Below are 20,578 nucleotides of genomic sequence, written 5' to 3'. Positions count from 1 at the left end.
CCCGCTTACGACTCGTATTCGGCCCAGACGTACCGCGTCCCGTAGCTCCGATACGGGCGCCACGTCTCGGCGATCTCGCGCATCTCCGCCCGCGAGAGCTCCGCGCCGTCGTTGTACACCCGCTCGATCCCCTTCCGCACCGCGAGGTCGCCGAGCGGGAGCACGTCCTCGCGGCCGAGCGCGAAGATGAGGTACATCCGCGCGGTCCACTCCCCCACGCCGCGGATTCCGGTGAGCGCGTCGACGACGTCCTCGTCGCTCGCGCCCGCCAGCCCCTCGCGAGTCAGGTCTCGGTCGCCGTCGCGGAACGCGCCGGCGGCCTCGCGCAGGTACTCGACCTTCGTGCCGCTGAGCCCGGCCTCGCGCAGGGCGTCCTCGTCGGCCGCGAGCACGCGATCGGGGGTCGGGTCGCCGCCGAGGACGTCGACGAAGCGCTCGTGAATGGCCGCCGCGGAGGCGGTCGAGAGCTGCTGGTTCACGATCGAAGTGCAGAGGCGCGCGAACTCGTCGTCCGCGGGCTCGATCGCGAGCGGGCCGTGCCGGTCGATCAGCGCCGCCATCGTCGGGTCCTCGCGCAGTGTCGCCGCGACTCGGTCGTCCATCGCCCCGACGTTCGAGCCGGAGCCACCCGACCGTTTCGGTCGCGGCGGCGGTCGCGCGCTCGACGTCGCGCTCGCCCTCGCCGTCGCTTCGATAAACTTACCGCAGGTTTCTCGTTTGGAAGATGGAAACGTTCAACCATGGCGGTTCCGACCCTTGCCGTATGCAACTCGAAGACGTCCAGCACGTGACGGTGCTCGGCGCCGGGAACATGGGCCACGGCATCGCGGAGGTGGCCGCGATCGCCGGCTACGACGTGGCGCTGCGGGACATCGAGGAGGAGCTCGTCCAAGACGGCTACGACCAGATCGAGTGGTCGCTCGGCAAGCTCGCCGAGAAGGACCGCATCGGCGACGACGAGGCCGAGGCGGCGCTCGACCGCGTCCGGACGTTCGTCGACCTCGAGGCCTCGCTCGCCGACGCCGACGTGGTGGTCGAGGTCGTCCCCGAGAAGATGGCGATCAAGAAGGAGGTGTACGACGAGGTCATCGAGTACGCCCCCGAAGAGGCCGTCTTCGTCACCAACACCTCCAGCCTCTCGATCACGGAGCTCTCCGAGGTGACCGACCGTCCCGAGCGGTTCTGCGGGATGCACTTCTTCAACCCGCCGGTGCGGATGGACCTCGTCGAGGTCATCTCCGGGAAACACACGTCCGAGGACACCCTCGAACTGATCGAGGGGCTCGCGGAGGAGATGGGGAAGACCCCCGTCCGCGTCCGGAAGGACAGCCCCGGCTTCATCGTCAACCGAATCTTGGTCCCGCTGATGAACGAGGCGGCGTGGATCGTCGAGTCCGGCGACGCCACGATGGAGGCGGTCGACTCCACGACGAAGTTCGACGTGGGGCTCCCGATGGGCCTGTTCGAGCTCACCGACCAGGTCGGCATCGACGTGGGATACCACGTTTTGGAGTACATGCACGAGACCCTCGGGGAGGCGTACCGTCCCTGTCCGCTCCTCGTCGAGAAGTTCGAGGGCGAGGAGCTCGGCAAGAAGACCGGCAAGGGGTTCTACGACTACGAGGGCGGCGGCGTCCAGATCCCCACGGACGAGATCGACGCGGACGTCCGGAAGCGCCTGCTCGCCGTGATGGCCAACGAGGTCGCGGGGCTGATCGGCAACGACGTCGCCGACGCGCCGGCGATCGACCGCGCCGTGATGCTCGGCGCCGGCTTCCCCGACGGTCCCGCGAAGCTGGCCGACAACGAGGGGCTCGCCGACCTCGTCGACGTCCTCGACGACCTCCGCGAGGAGACCGGCGAGGCGCGCTACGAGGCGACCGACTACCTCCGCGAGGCCGCGACGGCGGGCGGGTTCCACGGCGGGGACGGCGCCGAGGGAAGCGACGGCCTCGCCGGTTACGAGACACTCAACGTGACCGTCGAAAACCGCGTCGGCCACGTCGAGATCGACCGCGCGCACCGGATGAACGCGATCAACGGGGAGCTGATCGACGAGCTTTCCGACGCGATCGACCGGCTGGACGCCGACGACGACGTCCGGGCGATCCTGCTGTCGGGCGCCGGCGACCGGGCCTTCTCGGCCGGCGCCGACTTACAGAGCATGGCCGCCGGCGGCGGCGACCCGATAAACTCCGTCGAGCTCTCGCGTCAGGGCCAGCAGACGTTCGGCAAGCTCGAGGGCTCCGACAAGCCCGTGGTCGCGGCCATCGACGGCTACTGTTTCGGCGGCGGGATGGAGCTCGCGACCGCGGCAGACATGCGGGTCGCCTCCGAGCGCTCGGAGCTCGGCCAGACCGAGATCGATCTCGGACTCCTCCCGGGCTGGGGCGGCACTCAGCGACTCGCTCGGATCGTCGGCGAGGGACGCGCGAAGGAGATCATCCTCACCGCCGACCGCTACGAGGCCGAGACGCTGGAGAGATACGGCTTCATCAACGAGGTCGTCCCCAACGACGAGCTCGACGAGCGCTCGCGAGAGCTGGTCGAGCAGCTCGCCGGCGGCCCACCGATCGCCCAGAAGTACGCGAAGCGCGCGATGCACGCCGGCCGCACCGACGCCGAAGCCGGCCTCGAGGTGGAGGCGATGGGCTTCGGCCACGTGATGAATACCGACGACCTCATGGAGGGCGTCACGGCGTTCATGGGCGACGGCGAGCCCGAGTTCGAGGGGAAGTAGGGCCGCCGCGGGACTGAGGCCTTCCAGTCGCCAGACTACAGCGGCGTGTCGGCCGCCGCGGCGACCTGCCGGCCGACGCTGCCGACGAGGTAGGCGACGGCGACGACGAACAGCGCGGCGCCGAGGACGTCCGAGACGCCGGGCAGCGCGGACTCGACGAATCCGGGAAGGGTCGTCGCGCCGGACAGCGGGACGAGGAGCACGGCGACGCCCCTGCGGAGGGACCGCTCGGAGGTCGTCTCTGACATAGCGTCGGGAGCGGAACGCGGAGAAGTAAGTTTCTGACGGTCGCGGTCGGCTCGTTCAGACGTACCCTTCCTCGACGAGCAGCTCGCCGTTCAGCAGGGAGGCGCCCGCCGCGCCGCGGATCGTGTTGTGCGCGAGGCAGTTGTACTTCGCGCCGGCGTCCGTCGACTGGACGCCGCCGGCGACGATGCCCATCCCGTCCGCGTACGTGCGGTCGAGACGGGGCTGCGGGCGCTCCGGCTCGTCCTCGCCGAACACCTTGATCAGCTGGTCGGGCGAGCTCGGGAGCGAGCCGGCGCCCTCGAACGAGCGCATCGCCTCGCGCAGGTCCGCGGGCGAGGGGTCCTCGGCGAACTCGGCGAAGACGTTCTCAAGGTGGCCGTCGAGCGTGGGGATGCGATTACAGGAGGCGGCCACGTCGGCGCCGTGGAGGTCGACCTCCGCGCCGTCGAACTCGCCGAGGAGCTTGCGCGACTCCGTCTCCATCTTCTCCTCCTCGCCGCCGATGTGCGGGATGGCGTTGTCGATGATCTCCATCGAGGTGACGCCCGAGTAGCCCGCGCCCGAGACCGCCTGCAGCGTGGAGACGCGAACGCTCTCTAAGCCGAACCGGTCGATCGCTGCGAGGGTGGGCACCATCGTGATCGTCGAGCAGTTCGGGTTCTTCACGAGGGCGCCGTCCCAGCCGCGCTCGTCGCGCTGGACCTCGATCAGGTCGAGGTGTCCCGGGTTGATCTCGGGGATCGTGAGCGGGACGTCCGCGGCCATGCGGTCGTTCGAGGAGTTCGAGGAGACGACGTACCCCTCCTCTAAGAAGGCGGGCTCGACCTCGGCGGCGACCCCCGAGGGGAGCGACGAGAACAGGAGGTCGACGTCGGCGTCCGCGACCCCCGCGGGCGTCGTCTCCGCGACCTCCATCTCCGCGACGCCCTCGGGAATCGGCGTGTCCACGCGCCACTTGGCGGCCTCGCGGTACGATTTCCCGGCGCTCTCCGCGCTCGCCGTGACGGCGGCGAGGTCGAACGTCGGGTGGTCGTCGAGCAACTGGATGAACCGCTGACCCACGGCGCCGGTGGCACCGAGGATGCCGACTCGTACAGACATTGCGCGTGGGTCGGTCACAGGGACGTAAGTGCGTTCGGATACGCGCCGATACCGCCGGTCGCGGGCGGGAACTACCGGCCGACACCGCGGTTCGACGGATCTCGGATCCACCTACGGAAACGGGGATCGAGCGACGAACGATCACCACCGCCGTCATCGACACGCGATCGGTTCGCGATCGGGATAGATTCCCGTCGATCCGTCAGTTCATGGTCACGAGGTGGTATTAAATACTCTCGCGCGAGTGGTGGCGGCTATGACCGACTTCGGAGCGCTGTCAGTCGCCCCGCCGCTGCTCGCGATCGTGTTGGCGGTGATCACCCGCAAGGCGGTGCTGTCGCTGTTCCTCGGCGTCTGGTCGGGGGCCGTCATCGTCACGGGCGGGCTCGGGATCGTCCAGACGTTCGAGTGGATCGTCGCGGCGGTGTCCGACGAGTTCCAGGCGACCATCCTCGTGTTCACCCTGCTGCTCGGCTCCGGCGTCGCCATGGTGTGGAACCTCGGCGGCACCGCCGCGGTCCGCGACTGGGCGCTCGAGCGCCTCGACTCTCAGCGGCAGGCCGGGCTCGTCGCCTGGGGGCTCGGGATCGTCCTCTTCTTCGACGACTACGCCAACACCGCGATCGTCGGCTCGGCGATGAAGGACGTCTCCGACCGCCTCCGGATCTCCCGCGAGAAGCTCTCGTATATCGTCGACTCCACCGCCGCACCGGTGGCGACGCTGGGGATCTCCTCGTGGGTCGCGTTCCAGCTCTCGCTGATCACCGAGGGGTACGAGGCCGCCGGCGTCGACGCCGCGAACCGCCCCGGCACGTTCGAGGTGTTCGTCTCGTCGATCCCGTTCAACATGTACGCGATTCTCGCGATCGTGATGGTGCTCCTGATCGTCGGCTCCGGGCGGGACTACGGCGAGATGCTGACCGCGGAGCACCGCTCGTGGACCTCGGGGAGGGTGACCCGCGACGAGGCCGTGCCGATGCAGGACGTCGCCGGCGAGCTCGGGGAGCCGCCGGCGTCGACCCCGCGGCTCGCCAACTTCTTCGTCCCCGTGGCGGTGCTCGTCGCCGTCACGATCGGGACCGCGCTGTGGTCCGGCGAGTTCTCGCCGGTCGGGTTCGGCGGCGACCTCCTCGCCGGCGAGTTCGGCGCGGCCGGCGGGCGGCTGTGGGACGCCGCGCTCAACGCCTCGTACGAGGTGGCGCTCATGATCGGCTCGTTCGCGATGGTCGCCAGCGGCTTCGTCCTCGGCAGGGTCTACGACATCTTCGGGTTCGGCGACGCGACCGCGTACACCATCGACGGCTTCGGGATCATGCTCACCGCGGCCTCCATCCTCGTGCTCGCGTGGGGGATCGGCGGGGCGATCGACGCCCTGGGGACCGGGGAGTACGTCGCGAACCTCGCCGTGGGCTCCGTCTCGCCCGCGCTCCTGCCGGCCCTCGTGTTCGTCGTCGCCGGCGTCATCGCCTTCTCGACCGGCACCTCGTGGGGACGATGGGGATCGTCACCCCGATCGCGATCCCGATCGCGTGAGAGATCAGCGGCGGCGCCGCGGGCCACACGCTCGTCGCGGCGATGGTCGGCGTCATCTTCTCGGGCGCCATCTTCGGCGACCACAGCTCGCCGATCTCCGACACGACCGTCCTCTCGGCGACGTTCACCGGCGCCGACCTGATCGACCACGTCCGGACGCAGATTTACTACGCGGTCACCGTCGCCGCCGTGGTCGCCGTCCTGCTCGTGGTCTGGGGATTCACCCGCGTGACGCCGCTCGCCCTGCTCCCGATCGGCGCGCTGCTGCTCGCCGGGCTCGTGTACGGCCTCTCGGAGCTCGACGCCTCCCGCCGCGGGATCGACCCGGTCTCGGTCTCGGAGCGGCAGGCGGACGACGGCGAGCGCGTGGTCGTCGCCGGCGCCGAGCAGGACGACTGATCGCGGGGCGGACCGTTTAAATCGGTCCGTCGGCTACGTCCGACTGCGCGCCCTCAGTCCCCGCCCGAGTACTCCCCGATGGGAGCGATGACAGCGCGGAGAACCCAGGCGCGTCACATCCGGTCGCTGACGCGACCCGCCCGTCGCCGCGCAGGCGACCGCCCGCCACGAGGGTTTCCCGGTCGACGCGGCACGCCGCCAGAGATGAGACCGGTCGTTAGTGTTGCGGGCGACATCTCAGATTTGCAGTAGTGCTATCTATAACTGATATATCGGATCTCGAACAGCCGGCCATCGGTGAGACCAATTATCTCGTGGGAACCGTTACGCCGGCTGTATCTCGGGGAACAGTTGATGCGGGCGCGACGAACACCGATTCAGCTGAATCATTGGTCGAGTTCGACTAATTCGGCGACCGACGACGTACCGCTCTCAAAAAATGCTTGACGAACGGTTAGTCGTCGTCGTGAGTAGCGACTACCAGTGTCGTACCGCTAGAGGTTCACGTCGGCTACGTCGTTGACTGCGCCGTCGGCCGGAAGGTCAGTCCGGAGCCGACTCCCTTTCGAAAACGGAACGTCGACTGACGAATCGAACTTCTCACTGTGGTCCATGTCCCTGTGGGGAACCGCGATCAACGTCTGGCTCTCCTTGAGCCGCTCCTGTTCCGCGACCTCCGGCAACACGCCGGTGTCAGCGTCAAACAGTTCGACGGTCTCGTCCAGATACTCTCTCCCTTCGCCGTTCTCCCCCGCTTCGAGCAACCGTGACGCCCCGATCAGCGATCCAGCCCCGTCCTGCTGGGTAACCAAATCCCACGTGTGAATCGTGATGAACCCGTCCTGTTCGACGTAGGTCCGGTCCACGGTCACGGAGGTTCCGTCCGACCGCTGGTCGCTGAAAGCGATTTCTGCGAAGTTTTTCTCTCCGGACCCTTCCTCGTGGGAAGCGAAGTCGGTACCACTCACCAGTCCCGCCACTGTCAGGCCGCCGATCCCTCCCAGTACGTCCCGTCGCGAAAATGCTTTGAATTTTGTCATGTTCTCTCGTCTCCCTCGGCAATGCAAATTCTATATGCAAGACGGATTAGTGTTGGTATCTTTGAATTATTTGCCCAATCAGCCAAAAATATTCAAGTATATTCGGGTATTTTTACCAGTATTTCAGGTATAATCGGATGCCACAGTCGAGCAGTCAGCGTGTGGAGTAGGGGTTGGGCGACGCTCGTTGACGACCTTGGATCGACGATTCAGTTGCCGACACGGAGTAGTCGGAATGACGCGATCGAAGCAGTCGCCCCGTTCAGCCGTTATCCGGATTCCCGTGTGACGAACTCTCAAGTTCAAACGCATCCTCCGGTGAACGGTGCCCGTCCGGCCGCGACGTGACGGCCGCGTACTCCCTCACCGGGTCTGTTAGTGAACTCCCACCCGGTAGTTTCGCGGGCGACATCCCCGTCCCCCGGAGCGGCTGCGCTCGCTTACTCCGAGTCCCGCAGCACCAGCGGCCCGATGGCGAGCGTCCGCTTCGCGAGGGTGAGGACGCGGAGCACGTAGGAGACGAAAAGCGAGAACGGAAGCAGCGTGACGGCGAACGCGCCCGCGACGACCAGCGTGAGGTGGTCGATCCCGAGCGCGCTTCCCGTGAACGTCCCGGCGTCGACGACCGCCACCATGGCTCCCGCGACGATCAGCGCGGGCACCGCGGCGTACAGGATGAGCCGCGAGAGGTCGATCAGCGCCCACTGGAAGTACAGCGTCTTCACGTGCTCGCGGGCCGGGCCGAACAGCGACAGCGCCTCCCGGAGCTCTTCGAGCAGGTCGCGTTCCTCGTCGGTGAGAGCCTCGCCGTGGTCGTCGATGATGCGCTCGATCCGCCCGAGCTTCCGGCCGTAGTTGAAATCGAGAGCGGCGAACACCACGTCGAAGGAACCGAACTCCGAGCCGTCGAGGCGACCGCGAACGGCGTCGGCGTTGCCGACGACGCCCGCGGCGAACTCGTCGACGTCCGCTCCGAGGTCCGTCCCGTCGGAGTCGTCGAAGTCGGAGCCATCGCGCTCGTGAACCGATTCGCGGAGGGAGCGAGCGCGTCCCGTCGCGGCCACGAGGAGCGCGTCGAGGAACGCGGCCGGGTCGGTCGGGACCGGCGAGCCGGTCAGGTCCGCGACGGAGTCCCGGACCGCGAGCGTGCCGTCCATTCGCTCCCGCTGGTCGCCGAGCGGCCCGTTCTCCTGCGTGAGCACGAGCTGGCCGATCGTGACGACCAGCGTCGCCCCGGTGACGATCGCCGTGATCATCGCCGAGAACAGCGTCTCGATCGGGTCCTTCGCCCCGACCTTCTCCGCGAGCGAGGGCGAGACCCCCGCGGCGACCGCGACCGACGCGACGAAGACGGTGAGCGTCAGGACTCCCGCGACGACGAGCCGGTCCGCCCGAAGCAGGAGCCAGAGCTTCACCCGGCTCTCGCCGGCCCGCCCGCGCATCGTGTCGGCGGTCTCGTCGCCGGCGCTATCGTCCGGCGCGTCGTCCGCGCCGTCGGTCCCGCGGGTCATCGGGCCTCGACGCGCACCGAGAGGTCGTCGACGTAGTGAGTCGCGTCCGCCTCCCAGATCACGGCCGTGCCGACGGCGAGGTGGAGCGCGTCCGTCGACAGCTCCGGCGTCGTCCACTCGAAGGAGTAGTCGCGCCAGCCGTCGGCGAGCCACAGCGCGTCTCGAAGCCCGCCGTAGGGCGTCTCCCCGAGATCCGTCGTGTTGAGTCCGGGCTGCGGGAAGTCCTCCTCCGTCTCCGGCGGCTCCGGGGCCAGCCGCATCAGCGCGTGTCGGATCGTGTTGAACGACTCCGACTCGCTCCAGAACCGCCCGCTCACCTCGATCCGATACGACCCGCCGGCGTCGATCGGGACCGGGTGGACGGCCCACGTGACGCCGTCGTCGTAGTCGCCCTGGTTCCAGATCCGGAGCGAGCGCTCGCCGGCGGCTGCCGCCTCCTCGGAGACGCCGACCTCCCACGCGAAGTCCTCGAGGTCCACCTCGGGACCGATCGCGGCGCCGGCCTCCCAGTCGCCGATGCCGTCCTCGAACCCCTCGGTGAACGCCGGTTCGTCGCCGCCCCTCGCACACCCCGCGAGACCGGCCGCGCCGACCGCGACTCCCGCTCGGACCAGGTCCCGGCGTCTCACGGCGACTCACGTCCGTACATTACGGGGGACACGAGGTCCGTCCGACACATAAGTACACGGTGCGTTACGCGAACGGTTCGAGCGAATCGGGCGCCGTGAGTGGATTTTAATACCGCCGTCCGAGACGTGTCGCACGCATGGCCCCGGGATCGGCGGCCGGTCAGGTCGCTGTCGTCGCGCTCACCGTCGGCGGCCTGTGGATCGGCGCCCGCGCGCTCGTCGACTCGGCGGTGCGGATCGCGCGGCGCTTCGGCGTGAGCGAACTCACGATCGGGCTGACGATCGTCGCGATGGGCACGTCGACGCCGGAGCTGGTCGTGACGGTCGACGCCGCGCTGGCGGGGCTCGGCGAGATCGGCGTCGGCAACGTCGTCGGCTCGAACGCCTACAACCTCGCCTTCATCCTCGGCGCGGTGTCGCTGCTGCGGGTGATCCCGGTCGAGCGGTCGCTCGTCCACCGGGACGGGGTCGCGCTGGTGTGCTCGACGCTGGCCGGGGTCGCAGTCCTGTTCGACCGGACCGTCACCGCCGGCGAGGGAGCACTCCTCGTCGGGTCGTTCGCCGCGTACACGCTGTACCTGATCCGGGACGAGAGCACGGCGCACTCGATCGAGACCGAGTACACGGACTCGCGGGTCACGGGCGCGGTCCCGACGCGGCTCTCGCACCGCGCCCGAGACGCGCTGCTGCTCGTCGGCGGGCTGGCCCTCGTGCTCGTCAGCGGGCACTTCATGGTCGAGGCCGCGTCGTCGCTGGCCCGTGGCGTCGGCGTCTCGGACTGGGCCATCGGCGGGACGATCGTCGCGGCGGGCACGTCGACGCCGGAGCTCGCCGTCTCGGTCGTCGCCATGCGACAGGGCCACGTCGGGATGTCGGTGGGCAACGTCGTCGGCAGCAACGTGTTCAACGTGCTCGGCATCCTGGGGATCGCGGCGCTGATCCGTCCGCTCGCGGTCGGGGGTGCGGCGATCGAGACGCTGCTCTGGCTGACGGTCCTCACGGTGCTGATGGTCGCGGCGCTGTGGTCGGGCCGGCGTCTCTCCCGCTCCGAGGGCGTCCTCTTCGTCTGCTCCGAGCTGGCGCGGTGGACGCTCGGACTCCTGCGGATCTTCGGGTAGGTCAGCGGCGACATCCGAACCGTTATCGGACGCCGCGCCGAGGTACGCCACGTTCGACACATGGACCCGGTCTTGCTCGCTCACGTCTCCGTCTTCGCGGCCTCGGCGCTCGCGTGCGCCGCGGCGGTCCCCCGTGCGCTGCAGATTCGCCATCCCGAGACGCGCGATGGGTTCGTCGCCCTGCTGCTCGCCGTGACGCTCTGGGCGGGCGGCTACGTCGGGTACCTCGTCGCCCCCGGTGAGGCGGCGAAGGTCGGGTTCTACATCGTCGGGTTCGTGTTCGCGCTGTTCGCGGTCGCCGCGTGGCTCTACTTCTGTGCCGCCTACACCGGCCGGTCGCCGCGACACGCCCCCTACCGGCGGGCTGCGGTCACCGTGTTCGCCGCGACGGTCCTCCTGAAGTTCACGAACCCGGTCCACGGGCTCTACTTCTCGACGGCGTGGACGACCGAGCCGTTCCCGCACCTGGCCATCCGGCACGGGCTCCTCTACTGGGCGGTGCTCGGGCTCTCGTACGCCGTCATCGCCGTCGGCTTCTTCATGCTGCTCGAACAGTTCTTCTACACGGGCACCGACAGCCGGCCGCTGATCGCGCTCGTCGCGGCCACCGCGATCCCGACGGTCGGCACCGTTTTCGGGGCCTCGTCCCCGCGGCTCCTCCCGCTGATGTACGAACCGCCGGGCGTGGCGCTGTTCGCGCTCGGCACGCTGTACGTCTACTTCCGACGGTTCGAGACGATCCAGTTCGCCGCCGAGAGCGACGCCGCCGCGGTCTTCCTGGACCAGACCGGTCGCGTCCGCGACTTCAACCGCGCCGCTCGGCTCCTGTTCCCGGAGCTTCGCGACGCGGTCGGCGAGCCGTTCGCCGCGGTCCTGCCGCACCTCGCGGTCGACCGAGGCGAGGACGACGTGATCCGCGTCGATTCCGGCGAGAGGCAGCGCTTCTACCAGGTCTCCCGGAACGCGTTCACGTCCGGCGGGGCGACGAGCGGCGAGCTGCTCACGGTGGACGACGTGACCGGGCGCGAGACGTACCGGCTCCGCCTCGAGGAGCGAACCGAACAGCTCGAAGCGCTGAACCGCGTGGTGCGCCACGACATCCGCAACGACATGGCGGTGGTCCACGGGTGGGCCGAGACGCTCCGGGACCACGTCGACGACGACGGGCGCGACGCGCTCGAACGCGTGCTGCGGAAGTCGGAGCACGTCATCGAGCTCACGGAGCTCGCCCGCGACTTCGTCGACTCGCTCGCGGACGACGTCGCTCCCGAGACGAAGCCGATCGATCCCGCAGAGCTGCTCGAAGGCGAGCTCCGGGCGGCGCGCGACTCGTTCCCCGAGGCGACGTTCCGGGTCGTCGGCGAGCTCCCGTCCGTCACCGTCCGCGCCAACGGGATGCTGGCCTCGGTGTTCCGGAACCTCCTCAACAACGCCGTCCAGCACAACGACACCGAGACACCGACGGTGACCGTCGAGGGCGAGGTCACGGCGGACCGCGTTCGGTTCCGAATCGTCGACGACGGTCCCGGTATCCCGACCGAGCTTCGCCCGGAGCTCTTCGGTAAGGGCAGGAAGGGCATCGACAGCTCCGGGTCGGGGATCGGGCTCTACCTCGTGTCCGTCCTGACCGAGCAGTTCGGCGGCGACGTCTGGGTCGACGACAACGAGCCGCGCGGCGCCGCCTTCGTCGTCGAGCTCCCGAGAGCCGACGGCGAGGGCGACGGCAGGCCGGCGGAATCCGCGGAGTCGGTGCGTCCGCCGCCGTCACCCGAGTGAGCACACCGACCGGAGCGCCGATCGGTCGACGGCGCCGGTCCCGGCGCAACGCACAACCGCCCGCTCGCCGAAGGGACATCCATGGCAACGAACCCCGACGTTAGCGTCACCCTCGCTCGCAACGCCACGGTCCTCGCGACCGTCGGCGGGACGACCTTCCTCGTCGACCCGCTGTTCGCGTCTCAAGGCGCGCTGCCGCCGATCGACGACACGCCGAACGACCGCGCGAACCCGCTCGTCCCGATGCCCGACGTGGACCTGTCGCACGACGCCGTAATCGTCACCCACCGCCACCCCGACCACTTCGACGACGCGGCGAAGGAGGCGCTCGACCCGGACGTCCCGCTGTTCTGTCAGCCGGAGGAGGCGGACGCGTTCGTCGAGGAGGGGTTCACGGACGTGCGCCCCGTCGAGGACGCGGCGTCGTTCGCGGGCGTCGACCTCCACCGGACGCCCGGCCGTCACGGGCACGGAGAGCTGGCCGAGAAGATGGGCCCCGTCTCCGGGTTCGTCCTCGCGGGCGACGAGACGCTGTACCTCGCCGGCGACACGGTCTGGTACGAGCCGGTCGCGGAGACCCTAGCGCGGTTCGACCCCGACGCGGTCGTCCTCAACGGCGGCGCGGCGCGGTTCAATCAGGGAGAGCCGATCACGATGGGGATCGACGACGTCGCCGCGGTCCGCGAGGCCACCGACGCCGCGGTCGCCGTGGTCCACATGGAGGCGATCAACCACTGCCTACTCTCGCGAGAGGAGTTGCGGTCGGAGACCGAGGGCGTGGCGGTTCCCGAAGACGGTGAGCGGATCGAGTTCTAGTCGCGCGGCTGTGTTAGAATAGAATCGCCTACCGCGAGAAGGTCCGGGTGCGAGAATTGAACCCGAGGCGAGACTCGCTTCGCTCGTCTCGCGTGATTCAATCTCGCCTTCCGTCCTTCTTCGTCACTACGTTCCTCAGAAGGTCCGGGTGCGAGAATTGAACCCGCGTCTCAGCCTCCACAAGGCTGAAGGATAGTCCACTACCCTAACCCGGACACGCGTCGATATCTATCCCGCTTTGATAAATAACCGTTACGACTCCCGGACGGGCGTGTGACCGGGTGCCGTCCCGAGAGTCGATCGATTCAGCGGAGATACGCGTCGAGCGCATCGACGACGAGGTCGACGAGGTCGTCCTCGACTCGGCCTTGCCACGCGATCAGGTCTTCGCTGCGGGGCGAGTGTACCGCCCACGGCGAGACGAACGAGTCGCGCGGAACGCCACCGATCTCCCACACGTCGGACGAAAGTGCGATCGATTCCGAGTATTCCTTCGTCGAAACGGCGGCCGCGATGAACTGCTCGTCACCGAACGGGTGTGACCGGTTGCTGAGTATCAGCCACGGACGCTGGCGATCCTCGCCCAGTTTGAACGGGTCCACGCTTCGGATCACGTCGCCGCGCTCCGGTCGCATCACTCCTCGCGCTCGCTGGGGTGCGGTTCGTCCGGTGCCGCGTCGTCCCACGTCTCCGGGTCGATACCGCCGTCGTCATCGTTGAGGCGCTCGCTGGCCTCGTGAAGCGCATACGCGTCCCGCACCCGGTCCAAATCCGCCGCGATCGCCCAGTATTCGCCGCGGTGTCGGACCAGATCGCGTTGCTTCAGGCGGGACAGGGCTGTACCGACGGTGTTCGCGTCGGCGCTGATCTCGGCGGCGATCTCGGAGCGAGTAAATGCCTTGTCTCGATGCGCATAGAGGTGTGCGACCACGCGCTCCGGGACGCTCGGACCCCCCGGCAAGTCGCCGGATTCGAACTCATCGATGCGAACTGGCATGTAATGTACTTCGTGTGCTTTTGAAATAAGTGTATGGCCGTACCGGATCCGAACGCTCCGACGACCACGCCGTTTTTACTGCCAGCCGGCGTATCCGAGGGCAACCGTGGCGTTCACCGACAAGATCTACGTGAAGAACCACCGGCAACTCGCCTCCCAGCTGGAGACGAACATCCCGAAGGGAGCGTTCGCCGGCGCGACCCTCGACATGCTGTTCACCGGTGACGGCCTCTCGAAGCTCGACTCCACGACCCGCGACCGCATCCTCGACTTCGCCGAGGACTTTCTCGACTGCGACTGTCAGGCGAACCCCTACTGCGGCTGTCCCGAGGAGAAGTTCATGCGGTACGTGTTGGAGCTCCGCGCCGAGGGGCTCGGCCCGCAGGCGATCGTGGACGTGATGACGGACGACTACATGGTGTACGCGTACACCGGCGACGTGCTCTCGTTCCTTGACGACGCGGTGCGGAACCTGGAGGCCGTCGAGACCCTCGCGGACGTCGAGGGCAACGAGGAGATGTCCGAACGGGCGCGGCGAGCGAAGCGCGAACTGTCGGGATAGGACGTTTATCGGGACTGCGGTTCTGTTGGTGTCGTCGGTTGCTTATAAGCTGTCGCTGGCGACTGCGCGACGGACGGCCGCCGAGTCCAGCCGCTTACTTATAACCGCTCGTTGACAGCGCGGTGACCAACTCCAAAGCCCCAGTCGCGACGACTCGGGGGCCTCGGTGCGCTCCTCGCTCGTTCGCTCCGCTCACTCGCTGCGGTGCTTACTTCGGCCGCCTTCGTCGTCGCGACTGCCCCTTTGAGTCCACCCCCACACCGCTCCGCACAGCACCTCACACCTCCCCAACCTCGCGGTTCGCGCTCTTTGAGCGCTCACCGCGTCCCTCGCACGGTCGTTCGCGGGCCTTCGGCCCGCTCACGGCGTGCGCCACCGCACGGCACCGCGCCGTTCGTTTATAAGCAGTCGGCGCTTTCGGGCGGTCGCGACACCCGTCCTCTTCGTTCGGTCTCGTTCCCGCCCGTTTGGAGCGTCCGAACGGTCTAAGTGCGCTCGCGCCCGAACTCGGCTAATGAGTCTTCGGCCCGCGTGGCTGACCTTCAGGCGATACGCGGCGGCGACGACGGGGATGACGCTGACGCTGTTCGCGCTCGGCGTCTACACCGCGGCGACCGGCTCCGGGCTGGCGTGCGAGGCCCAGTGGCCGCTCTGCTCCGACCAGCTCATCCCCGCGCTGACGATCAACCCGGACTTCATCGAGTGGTTCCACCGCGCGTGGGCGATGATCACCGGGTTCCTCATCATCGGGACCGCGGGGTGGACGTGGCTCGGGAGCTTCGACCGCCGGACGCGGCTCGCGGCGACGCTCGCGGTCGCGATCCTCCCGCTGCAGATCACCGTCGGCGCGATCACCGTCACGGTCGGCGGGCTCGTCCCCGGCGGCTACACCGTCTCGACGCACGCGGCCCACCTGATCGTCGCGCTGACGATCTTCACGCTGCTCGGCCTGGCGACCATCTGGGGCGGCGGCCGGGGATCAGCGCGGCTTCTCCGGATCGCGACGACCGTCGGCCTCGCCGGAATCGTCGCCAGCGCGGTCTTCTCGCGGGCGGTCCCGTTCGTCACGTACTCGCCGGGCGCGCAGGCCGGGTTTTATATCACCGGGCTCGCGGGCCACCTCGGGCTCGTCGCGACGGTCGCGTTCGCCACCGAGGCGGTCCGGTCGGGGTACGCTGGCGTGAGCCGCTCGACGGCCGGGACGGTCCGCCTGCTCGCCGCCGGCGCGATGGCCGCGCTCGTCGTGACGCTCCTGTTAGGTCGCGATCTCGTGTTGTACACCGCGGGCTGGGCACGCATTAACCTCGTCGCGCTCGGCGTCGCGGCCGCGCTCGCCGCGGGCGCGGCGTGGGTCGCCCGCGACGCCGACGGCGCCGGACCCGCTACCGAGCCGATCGGCGGCGACTGACCCGACCGACGGCGGGCCCTCTTCGATTCGCCGGATCGATCGGGTGAGATTCGGACGACGACCGGCGAGACGCCCGTCCGCGGAGGAAAGGTTGAAATCAGTCCCCGTTCTCCCACCGATATGTCATACCGCACGGAAACCGACGTGAGTCGTCGGACGTACCTGAAGCTGACCGGCGGCGCCAGCGCCGTCGGACTGTCCGGCGTCGCCGGGTGCCTCGGCGACGGCGGGAGCGGCACCACGATCACGCCCGGTACCGCGCCGGGGTTTCCGCCGTTCGAGATGCAGCAGGACGGCGAGCTCGTCGGGTTCGACATCGATCTGCTCGAGGCCGTCGTCGCCGAGACCGAGTACGAGATCGGCGAGTGGGCCACCTTCGAGTTCAGCTCGCTCATCCCGGCGCTCACCCAGAACGAGGAGATCGACGTCATCGCGGCCGCGATGACGATCACCGAGGACCGCCAGGAGACGATCGCCTTCTCCGACCCCTACTGGGAGTCGGACCAGGCGATCCTCGTGCGCGAGGGCGGCGACTTCCAGCCGTCGGGCTGGGAGGACTTCGAGGGCGTCAGCGTGGGCGCGCAGTCGGGGACGACCGGCGCCGACCAGGTCCAGTCGAACCTCGTCGAACCGGGGATCATCGCCGAGGACGACGCGAGCACGTACGGGAGCTACGTCCTCGCGGTCGAGGACCTCGAAAACGGCAACATCGACGCCGTCGTCGTCGACAACCCGGTGGCCGAGACGTTCGCGGCCAACCGCGACGTGACGATCGCGTTCGTCGAGGAGACCGGCGAGCGGTTCGGCTTCGGCCTCCGCCAGGGCGAGTCGGAACTCCAGTCGGCGCTGAACGACGGCCTCGCGACGGTCCGCGATGACGGCACGTACGAGGAGATAACCGGCACCTGGTTCGGGCAGGAGTAGGATGTCGGTCGCGGGGACGCTCGCGCTCGCCTCGGTCGAGAGCCTCGGCGTCGCGCCCGCCCAGCCGGTCGTCGCGGCCGGTCCCGCCTTCGTCGGCGAGGCCGCCGACTGGGAGTTCGTCCTCAGGAACGCGGACTACCTCGGCGTCGGCGCCCTGCTGACGATCGGGCTCACCGTCGCGTCGATCCTCCTCGGCTTCCTCGTCGGTTTCCCGGCGGGCGCGGTCGAGGTGTACGGCGACGGCTATCTCAAACGGGCCGTCAGCGTCGCGGGGATCGTCCTCCGGGGAACGCCGATCGTCGTGATCCTCATCGTGATGTACTTCGTCGTCGGCGTCCCGCAGATCAACCTCGGAGTCGCCTCGATCTCCTCGGCGGTCACCGCCGGGATACTCGGACTCGGCCTCCGCAGCGCCGCCTACCAGTCGCAGATCTTCCGGGCGGCGCTGTCGAGCGTCGACGCCGGCCAGCTGGAGGCCGGCCGGTCGGTCGGGCTCTCGCGGTTCGAGGCGGTCCGCTACGTCGTCGTTCCGCAGGCCCTGCGCCGGTCGATACCGGGGTTCCAAAACGAGTTCACTATCGTGTTGAAAGACACCAGCATCGTCTTCGCCATCGGGCTCGCGGAGCTGTTGACCCGGGGATACGACCTGTTCTCGGAGCAGACGACCGCGGTGCTCGAAGTCATCCTGTTCATCAGTGCAATCTACTTCGTCCTCACGTTCACGACGAACCGCGCGCTCGATTACCTCGGCGGCCGCTACGCGATCCCGGAGGGCGAGTCGGCGTGAGTGACGGCGACTTCCTCACCGTGAGCGACGTCTCGAAGTGGTACGGCGACGAGCGGGTGCTCCACGACGTCTCCTTCGAGATGGACCGGGGCGACGTCACCGTCCTCATCGGCCCGTCGGGCTCGGGCAAGTCGACGATGCTCCGCTGCGTCAACCGGCTCGCGGAGGCGCAGGAGGGGTCGATCACGCTCGACGGACAGGAGGTGCTCTCGCCCGACCTCGACGTCGACGAGCTCCGCCGAGAGGTCGGGATGGTGTTCCAGGGGTTCAACCTGTTCGCGCACCTGACCGCGCGCGGCAACGTCGCGCTCGGCCCCCGCCGGGTGCTCGGGCTCTCGGAGGCCGACGCCCGCGAGCGGGCGGAAGAACAGCTCGAGCGCGTCGGGCTCGCCGACCAGCTCGACTCCTACCCCGCGGAGCTGTCCGGGGGGCAACAGCAGCGTGTCGGCATCGCCCGCGCGCTGGCGATGGAGCCGAAGCTGATGCTGTTCGACGAGCCGACGAGCGCGCTGGACCCGGAGCTCATCGGCGAGGTGCTGGAGGTGATGCACGGGCTCGTCGACGAGGGGATGACGATGCTCGTCGTCACCCACGAGATGAGCTTCGCCCGGGCCGTCGCCGACGAGATCGTCTTCCTCGACGAGGGCCACGTGATCGAGCGCGGCCCGCCCGAACAGCTGTTCGAACGACCCGAGAAGGAGCGGACCGGCCGCTTCCTCGAACGCATCGCGAGTCACGACTGATGGCGAGCGCGACGAGACCCGCGACGGTCCGGGAGCGCGTCGCGGAGTCCGACCGCTCGGTCGGCCGGCTCCTCCTCCTCGCCGCCGGCGCGCTGTTCTGGGGCTGGCTCGTCGTCAGCTGGGTCAACCGGTGGCTCGGCGGCGTCCTCGTCCCGGTCGGCGACCCGCTCGTGCCGGCGGGGACCGTGGAGGCGGCGGTCGCCGCCCTCCCCGGTCTCGCGGCGTACGCGGCCGACGCCGCGTTCGTGGTTGAGCTCACGCCGGAGCTCGCGCGGGGAACGTGGCTCACGGTCGTGATCACGGGCGTGAGCCTCGTCTTGGGCTTCTTCATCGCCGTCCCGCTGGCGGTGGCCCGCGTGTACGGTCGGTTCTCCTCGTGGCTCTCGCTCGGGTACACGGAGCTCTTGCGCGGGACGCCGCTGTTGGCGCAGCTGTTCGTGCTCTACTACGGGCTCAACCTCGCGAGCTACGTCCCCGGCGCGCTCTCCGGCGTCTTCCCGCGGAACGTGGTGTGGGTGGCGATCCTCGGGTTCACGCTCAACGGCGCCGCCTACCAGGCGGAGTACATCCGCGGCGCCTTGGAGAGCGTCGAGGAGGGGCAGATCACCGCCGGCCGCGCCATCGGCCTCTCGAAGCTGGAGACGATCTACTACGTGGTGCTCCCGCAGGGGCTCCGCTACGCGATCCCGTCGTGGACCAACGAGTTCGTCTACCTGATCAAGTACTCGTCGCTGGCGGCGTTCATCACGGTGCCGGAGCTGTTCTACCGGGCCGACCGGATCGCCTCCGAGACGTTCCGGTACACGCTCATCTTCGTCGTGACCGGCGTGACGTACCTCGCCCTGGTCCTCACCGCCTCGAAGCTCATGGGGCGCGTCGAGGAGGTCGTCGCGATCCCCGGGCTCGGCGCCGAGCGGGAGGAGTGAGGCGCGGTCACCCGCGCGCAACGGCTACTCCGCGAACTCCGTGACGACCTCGACCCCGTGCACGTCGTACTCGCCCAGCGCGGCGAGACGGTCCGAGACCGCGGAGAGCCCGATCTCGTCGCTCACGAGCGCGCCGGGGTCGACGTCGGTCGCCTCGATCAGCGCGAACAGGTCGTCGTAGCTCGTCGGCGGCATCCCCCGGGAACCGACGAACGACACCTCCCAGCGGGTCATCCAGTCGGTCGGGAGCGACACCTCGCCGCGCTCGGCCTCGGTGGTCAGTCCCACCTGCACGTGGGTCCCGCGGGGTCGCACGGACCGGACCGAGTTGCGGCAGGTCTCAGCGATCCCGAGCGCGTCGACGGAGACGTCGGCGCCGCCGTCGGTGAGGTCTCTGACGCGCTCCGGGACGGACTCGCCGTCGGGGACGTCACTCGGATTCACGAGTTCGTCGGCGCCGAGGTCGCTCGCGAGGTCCAGCGCGTCGTCGTCGACGTCGACGGCGACGACCCGGGCGCCGAGGGCGTCGCCGAGCTGGACCGCGGAGAGGCCGACGCCCCCGCAGCCGTGGACCGCGAGGGCGTCGCCGCCGCCGAGGCCGGCCCGCTCCGCGAGCGCGTGGTAGGCGGTCATGTACCGGCAGCCGAGCGCGGCCGCGGCGGTCGCGTCGAGCCACGACGGGCGCTCGACGAGGTTGTAGTCGGCGGCGGGGACGGCGACCCGCTCCGCGAACGCGCCCGGCGCGGCAGCCTCGAAGCCGAGCGCGCGCCCGTCGTCGCAGACGTTGCCGGCGCCCCGGCGGCAGTACGGGCAGGTGCCGTCGCCGAGCGAGAAGGGGACGACGACCCGGTCGCCGGGCGCGAAGCGCTCGACCGACCGCCCGACTGCGACCACCTCGCCCGCGGGCTCGTGGCCGAGCACCTGCCCGCGCGGGACGCGGTCGTCGGCCCACTCGCCGTGGCCCATCCAGGCGTGCCAGTCGCTCCGACAGACGCCGCAGGCCGCCACGCGGACCACGGCCTCGTCCGGTCCGGGGTCCGGGGCGGGGACGTCGCGGACCGCCAGCGGTTCGCCGTACTCGCGAAGGATCGCCGCGCGCATGGCCGAGCCGAGGAGACGGAGCGAGGTAAAACCCTCCCGACCTCGGATCGCCTCGGAGTTCGCGCGTCGTCTCGGGCGGGCTCGGATCACCCCGGTACACGCCGTCAGACACGTATTCCGTTCGTGATACGAATACATCGGTGCCGATCGCAAAAGTAGGTCTCTCGACTCTAACTGCTCTTTTCGCTCTCTTGAGGCTTGATTTCACGTCGGATCTA

General features: G+C 69.0%; 19 protein-coding genes, 1 tRNA gene and 1 pseudogene. 11 read left to right on the top strand and 10 right to left on the bottom strand.

Annotation, left to right across the window (positions count from 1 at the left end; genetic code table 11):
- Positions 1-5: 5 nt before the first annotated feature.
- A complete protein-coding gene (locus B4V04_RS18620; RefSeq protein WP_498233134.1) occupies positions 6-602 on the bottom strand; it encodes a DNA-3-methyladenine glycosylase family protein in 597 nt (198 codons plus the stop codon).
- A 161-nt stretch (positions 603-763) separates the two neighbouring features.
- Between B4V04_RS18620 and B4V04_RS18615 the strand changes: the two genes are divergently transcribed.
- Entirely contained in the window at positions 764-2,740 is a 1,977-nt protein-coding gene (locus tag B4V04_RS18615; RefSeq protein WP_498233133.1) for a 3-hydroxyacyl-CoA dehydrogenase/enoyl-CoA hydratase family protein, read from the top strand.
- A 35-nt stretch (positions 2,741-2,775) separates the two neighbouring features.
- Here B4V04_RS18615 and B4V04_RS18610 read toward each other — a convergent pair whose 3' ends face one another.
- Positions 2,776-2,988, bottom strand: coding sequence for a hypothetical protein (locus B4V04_RS18610; RefSeq protein ID WP_498233132.1), 213 nt, complete (start codon positions 2,986-2,988; stop codon positions 2,776-2,778).
- A 55-nt stretch (positions 2,989-3,043) separates the two neighbouring features.
- Positions 3,044-4,090, bottom strand: a complete 1,047-nt coding sequence (gene asd / locus B4V04_RS18605; protein ID WP_498233131.1) for an aspartate-semialdehyde dehydrogenase — start codon at positions 4,088-4,090, stop codon at positions 3,044-3,046.
- Positions 4,091-4,346: 256 nt separating this feature from the next.
- Here asd and B4V04_RS18600 point away from each other — a divergent pair.
- Positions 4,347-6,022, top strand: a pseudogene (locus B4V04_RS18600) (Na+/H+ antiporter NhaC family protein).
- 494 nt (positions 6,023-6,516) lie between these two features.
- Here B4V04_RS18600 and B4V04_RS18595 read toward each other — a convergent pair.
- From B4V04_RS18595 to B4V04_RS18585, 3 genes are all read right to left on the bottom strand, one after another.
- Entirely contained in the window at positions 6,517-7,062 is a 546-nt protein-coding gene (locus B4V04_RS18595; protein WP_498233130.1) for a DUF7282 domain-containing protein, read from the bottom strand.
- A 440-nt stretch (positions 7,063-7,502) separates the two neighbouring features.
- Positions 7,503-8,573, bottom strand: coding sequence for a DUF7972 family membrane protein (locus B4V04_RS18590; protein ID WP_498233129.1), 1,071 nt, complete (start codon positions 8,571-8,573; stop codon positions 7,503-7,505).
- Positions 8,570-9,202, bottom strand: coding sequence for a hypothetical protein (locus tag B4V04_RS18585; protein ID WP_498233128.1), 633 nt, complete (start codon positions 9,200-9,202; stop codon positions 8,570-8,572). The genes B4V04_RS18590 and B4V04_RS18585 overlap by 4 nt, the downstream gene beginning before the upstream one ends.
- A gap of 137 nt (positions 9,203-9,339) precedes the next feature.
- Here B4V04_RS18585 and B4V04_RS18580 point away from each other — a divergent pair, with 137 nt between their 5' ends.
- The 3 genes from B4V04_RS18580 (at position 9,340) to B4V04_RS18570 (ending at position 12,912) form a co-directional block, all read left to right on the top strand.
- On the top strand, positions 9,340-10,320 hold the full coding sequence (locus B4V04_RS18580) for a calcium/sodium antiporter (protein WP_498233127.1): 981 nt from the start codon (positions 9,340-9,342) through the stop codon (positions 10,318-10,320).
- Between the two features lie 60 nt (positions 10,321-10,380).
- A complete protein-coding gene (locus B4V04_RS18575; RefSeq protein WP_498233126.1) occupies positions 10,381-12,096 on the top strand; it encodes a sensor histidine kinase in 1,716 nt (571 codons plus the stop codon).
- 81 nt (positions 12,097-12,177) lie between these two features.
- Positions 12,178-12,912 (top strand): MBL fold metallo-hydrolase, encoded by a 735-nt coding sequence (locus B4V04_RS18570; protein WP_498233125.1) that lies wholly within the window; start codon positions 12,178-12,180, stop codon positions 12,910-12,912.
- Between the two features lie 142 nt (positions 12,913-13,054).
- Here B4V04_RS18570 and B4V04_RS18565 read toward each other — a convergent pair.
- From B4V04_RS18565 to B4V04_RS18555, 3 genes are all read right to left on the bottom strand, one after another.
- Positions 13,055-13,127, bottom strand: a tRNA-His gene (locus B4V04_RS18565).
- A gap of 90 nt (positions 13,128-13,217) precedes the next feature.
- Positions 13,218-13,547, bottom strand: coding sequence for a hypothetical protein (locus B4V04_RS18560; RefSeq protein WP_498233124.1), 330 nt, complete (start codon positions 13,545-13,547; stop codon positions 13,218-13,220).
- Positions 13,547-13,909, bottom strand: a complete 363-nt coding sequence (locus B4V04_RS18555) for a hypothetical protein (protein ID WP_498233123.1) — start codon at positions 13,907-13,909, stop codon at positions 13,547-13,549. The genes B4V04_RS18560 and B4V04_RS18555 overlap by 1 nt, the downstream gene beginning before the upstream one ends.
- 106 nt (positions 13,910-14,015) lie before the next feature.
- Between B4V04_RS18555 and B4V04_RS18550 the strand changes: the two genes are divergently transcribed.
- The 6 genes from B4V04_RS18550 to B4V04_RS18525 all read left to right on the top strand — a co-directional run bounded on the left by B4V04_RS18550 (position 14,016) and on the right by B4V04_RS18525 (position 19,259).
- Positions 14,016-14,471 (top strand): DUF5814 domain-containing protein, encoded by a 456-nt coding sequence (locus B4V04_RS18550; RefSeq protein ID WP_123112544.1) that lies wholly within the window; start codon positions 14,016-14,018, stop codon positions 14,469-14,471.
- A gap of 514 nt (positions 14,472-14,985) precedes the next feature.
- Positions 14,986-15,879, top strand: a complete 894-nt coding sequence (locus B4V04_RS18545) for a COX15/CtaA family protein (protein ID WP_498233122.1) — start codon at positions 14,986-14,988, stop codon at positions 15,877-15,879.
- 120 nt (positions 15,880-15,999) lie between these two features.
- Positions 16,000-16,803, top strand: coding sequence for a basic amino acid ABC transporter substrate-binding protein (locus B4V04_RS18540; protein ID WP_498233121.1), 804 nt, complete (start codon positions 16,000-16,002; stop codon positions 16,801-16,803).
- A 1-nt stretch (position 16,804) separates the two neighbouring features.
- Positions 16,805-17,590, top strand: a complete 786-nt coding sequence (locus B4V04_RS18535; RefSeq protein ID WP_498233120.1) for an amino acid ABC transporter permease — start codon at positions 16,805-16,807, stop codon at positions 17,588-17,590.
- A complete protein-coding gene (locus tag B4V04_RS18530; protein WP_498233119.1) occupies positions 17,587-18,333 on the top strand; it encodes an amino acid ABC transporter ATP-binding protein in 747 nt (248 codons plus the stop codon). The genes B4V04_RS18535 and B4V04_RS18530 overlap by 4 nt, the downstream gene beginning before the upstream one ends.
- Positions 18,333-19,259 (top strand): amino acid ABC transporter permease, encoded by a 927-nt coding sequence (locus tag B4V04_RS18525; RefSeq protein ID WP_498233118.1) that lies wholly within the window; start codon positions 18,333-18,335, stop codon positions 19,257-19,259. Before B4V04_RS18530 ends, B4V04_RS18525 begins: the two co-directional genes overlap by 1 nt.
- A gap of 24 nt (positions 19,260-19,283) precedes the next feature.
- On the opposite strand, the gene B4V04_RS18520 is transcribed toward B4V04_RS18525, so the two are convergent.
- On the bottom strand, positions 19,284-20,360 hold the full coding sequence (locus B4V04_RS18520) for an alcohol dehydrogenase catalytic domain-containing protein (RefSeq protein ID WP_498233117.1): 1,077 nt from the start codon (positions 20,358-20,360) through the stop codon (positions 19,284-19,286).
- Between the last annotated feature and the right edge of the window lie 218 nt (positions 20,361-20,578).

It is taken from the genome of Halorubrum sp. B52, from assembly GCF_059752555.1.
Note: the sequence above shows the minus strand (reverse complement) of the source record. Positions and strands in the feature narration are given on the sequence as shown.

What these genes read in the sequence shown, in the direction of transcription:
- B4V04_RS18620 (WP_498233134.1), bottom strand. Translation starts at nt 602, where the DNA reads ATGGACGACCGAGTCGCGGCGACACTGCGCGAGGACCCGACGATGGCG.
- B4V04_RS18615 (WP_498233133.1), top strand. Translation starts at nt 764, where the DNA reads ATGCAACTCGAAGACGTCCAGCACGTGACGGTGCTCGGCGCCGGGAAC.
- B4V04_RS18610 (WP_498233132.1), bottom strand. Translation starts at nt 2,988, where the DNA reads ATGTCAGAGACGACCTCCGAGCGGTCCCTCCGCAGGGGCGTCGCCGTG.
- asd (WP_498233131.1), bottom strand. Translation starts at nt 4,090, where the DNA reads ATGTCTGTACGAGTCGGCATCCTCGGTGCCACCGGCGCCGTGGGTCAG.
- B4V04_RS18595 (WP_498233130.1), bottom strand. Translation starts at nt 7,062, where the DNA reads ATGACAAAATTCAAAGCATTTTCGCGACGGGACGTACTGGGAGGGATC.
- B4V04_RS18590 (WP_498233129.1), bottom strand. Translation starts at nt 8,573, where the DNA reads ATGACCCGCGGGACCGACGGCGCGGACGACGCGCCGGACGATAGCGCC.
- B4V04_RS18580 (WP_498233127.1), top strand. Translation starts at nt 9,340, where the DNA reads ATGGCCCCGGGATCGGCGGCCGGTCAGGTCGCTGTCGTCGCGCTCACC.
- B4V04_RS18575 (WP_498233126.1), top strand. Translation starts at nt 10,381, where the DNA reads ATGGACCCGGTCTTGCTCGCTCACGTCTCCGTCTTCGCGGCCTCGGCG.
- B4V04_RS18570 (WP_498233125.1), top strand. Translation starts at nt 12,178, where the DNA reads ATGGCAACGAACCCCGACGTTAGCGTCACCCTCGCTCGCAACGCCACG.
- B4V04_RS18560 (WP_498233124.1), bottom strand. Translation starts at nt 13,547, where the DNA reads ATGCGACCGGAGCGCGGCGACGTGATCCGAAGCGTGGACCCGTTCAAA.
- B4V04_RS18555 (WP_498233123.1), bottom strand. Translation starts at nt 13,909, where the DNA reads ATGCCAGTTCGCATCGATGAGTTCGAATCCGGCGACTTGCCGGGGGGT.
- B4V04_RS18545 (WP_498233122.1), top strand. Translation starts at nt 14,986, where the DNA reads ATGAGTCTTCGGCCCGCGTGGCTGACCTTCAGGCGATACGCGGCGGCG.
- B4V04_RS18540 (WP_498233121.1), top strand. Translation starts at nt 16,000, where the DNA reads ATGTCATACCGCACGGAAACCGACGTGAGTCGTCGGACGTACCTGAAG.
- B4V04_RS18535 (WP_498233120.1), top strand. Translation starts at nt 16,805, where the DNA reads ATGTCGGTCGCGGGGACGCTCGCGCTCGCCTCGGTCGAGAGCCTCGGC.
- B4V04_RS18525 (WP_498233118.1), top strand. Translation starts at nt 18,333, where the DNA reads ATGGCGAGCGCGACGAGACCCGCGACGGTCCGGGAGCGCGTCGCGGAG.
- B4V04_RS18520 (WP_498233117.1), bottom strand. Translation starts at nt 20,360, where the DNA reads ATGCGCGCGGCGATCCTTCGCGAGTACGGCGAACCGCTGGCGGTCCGC.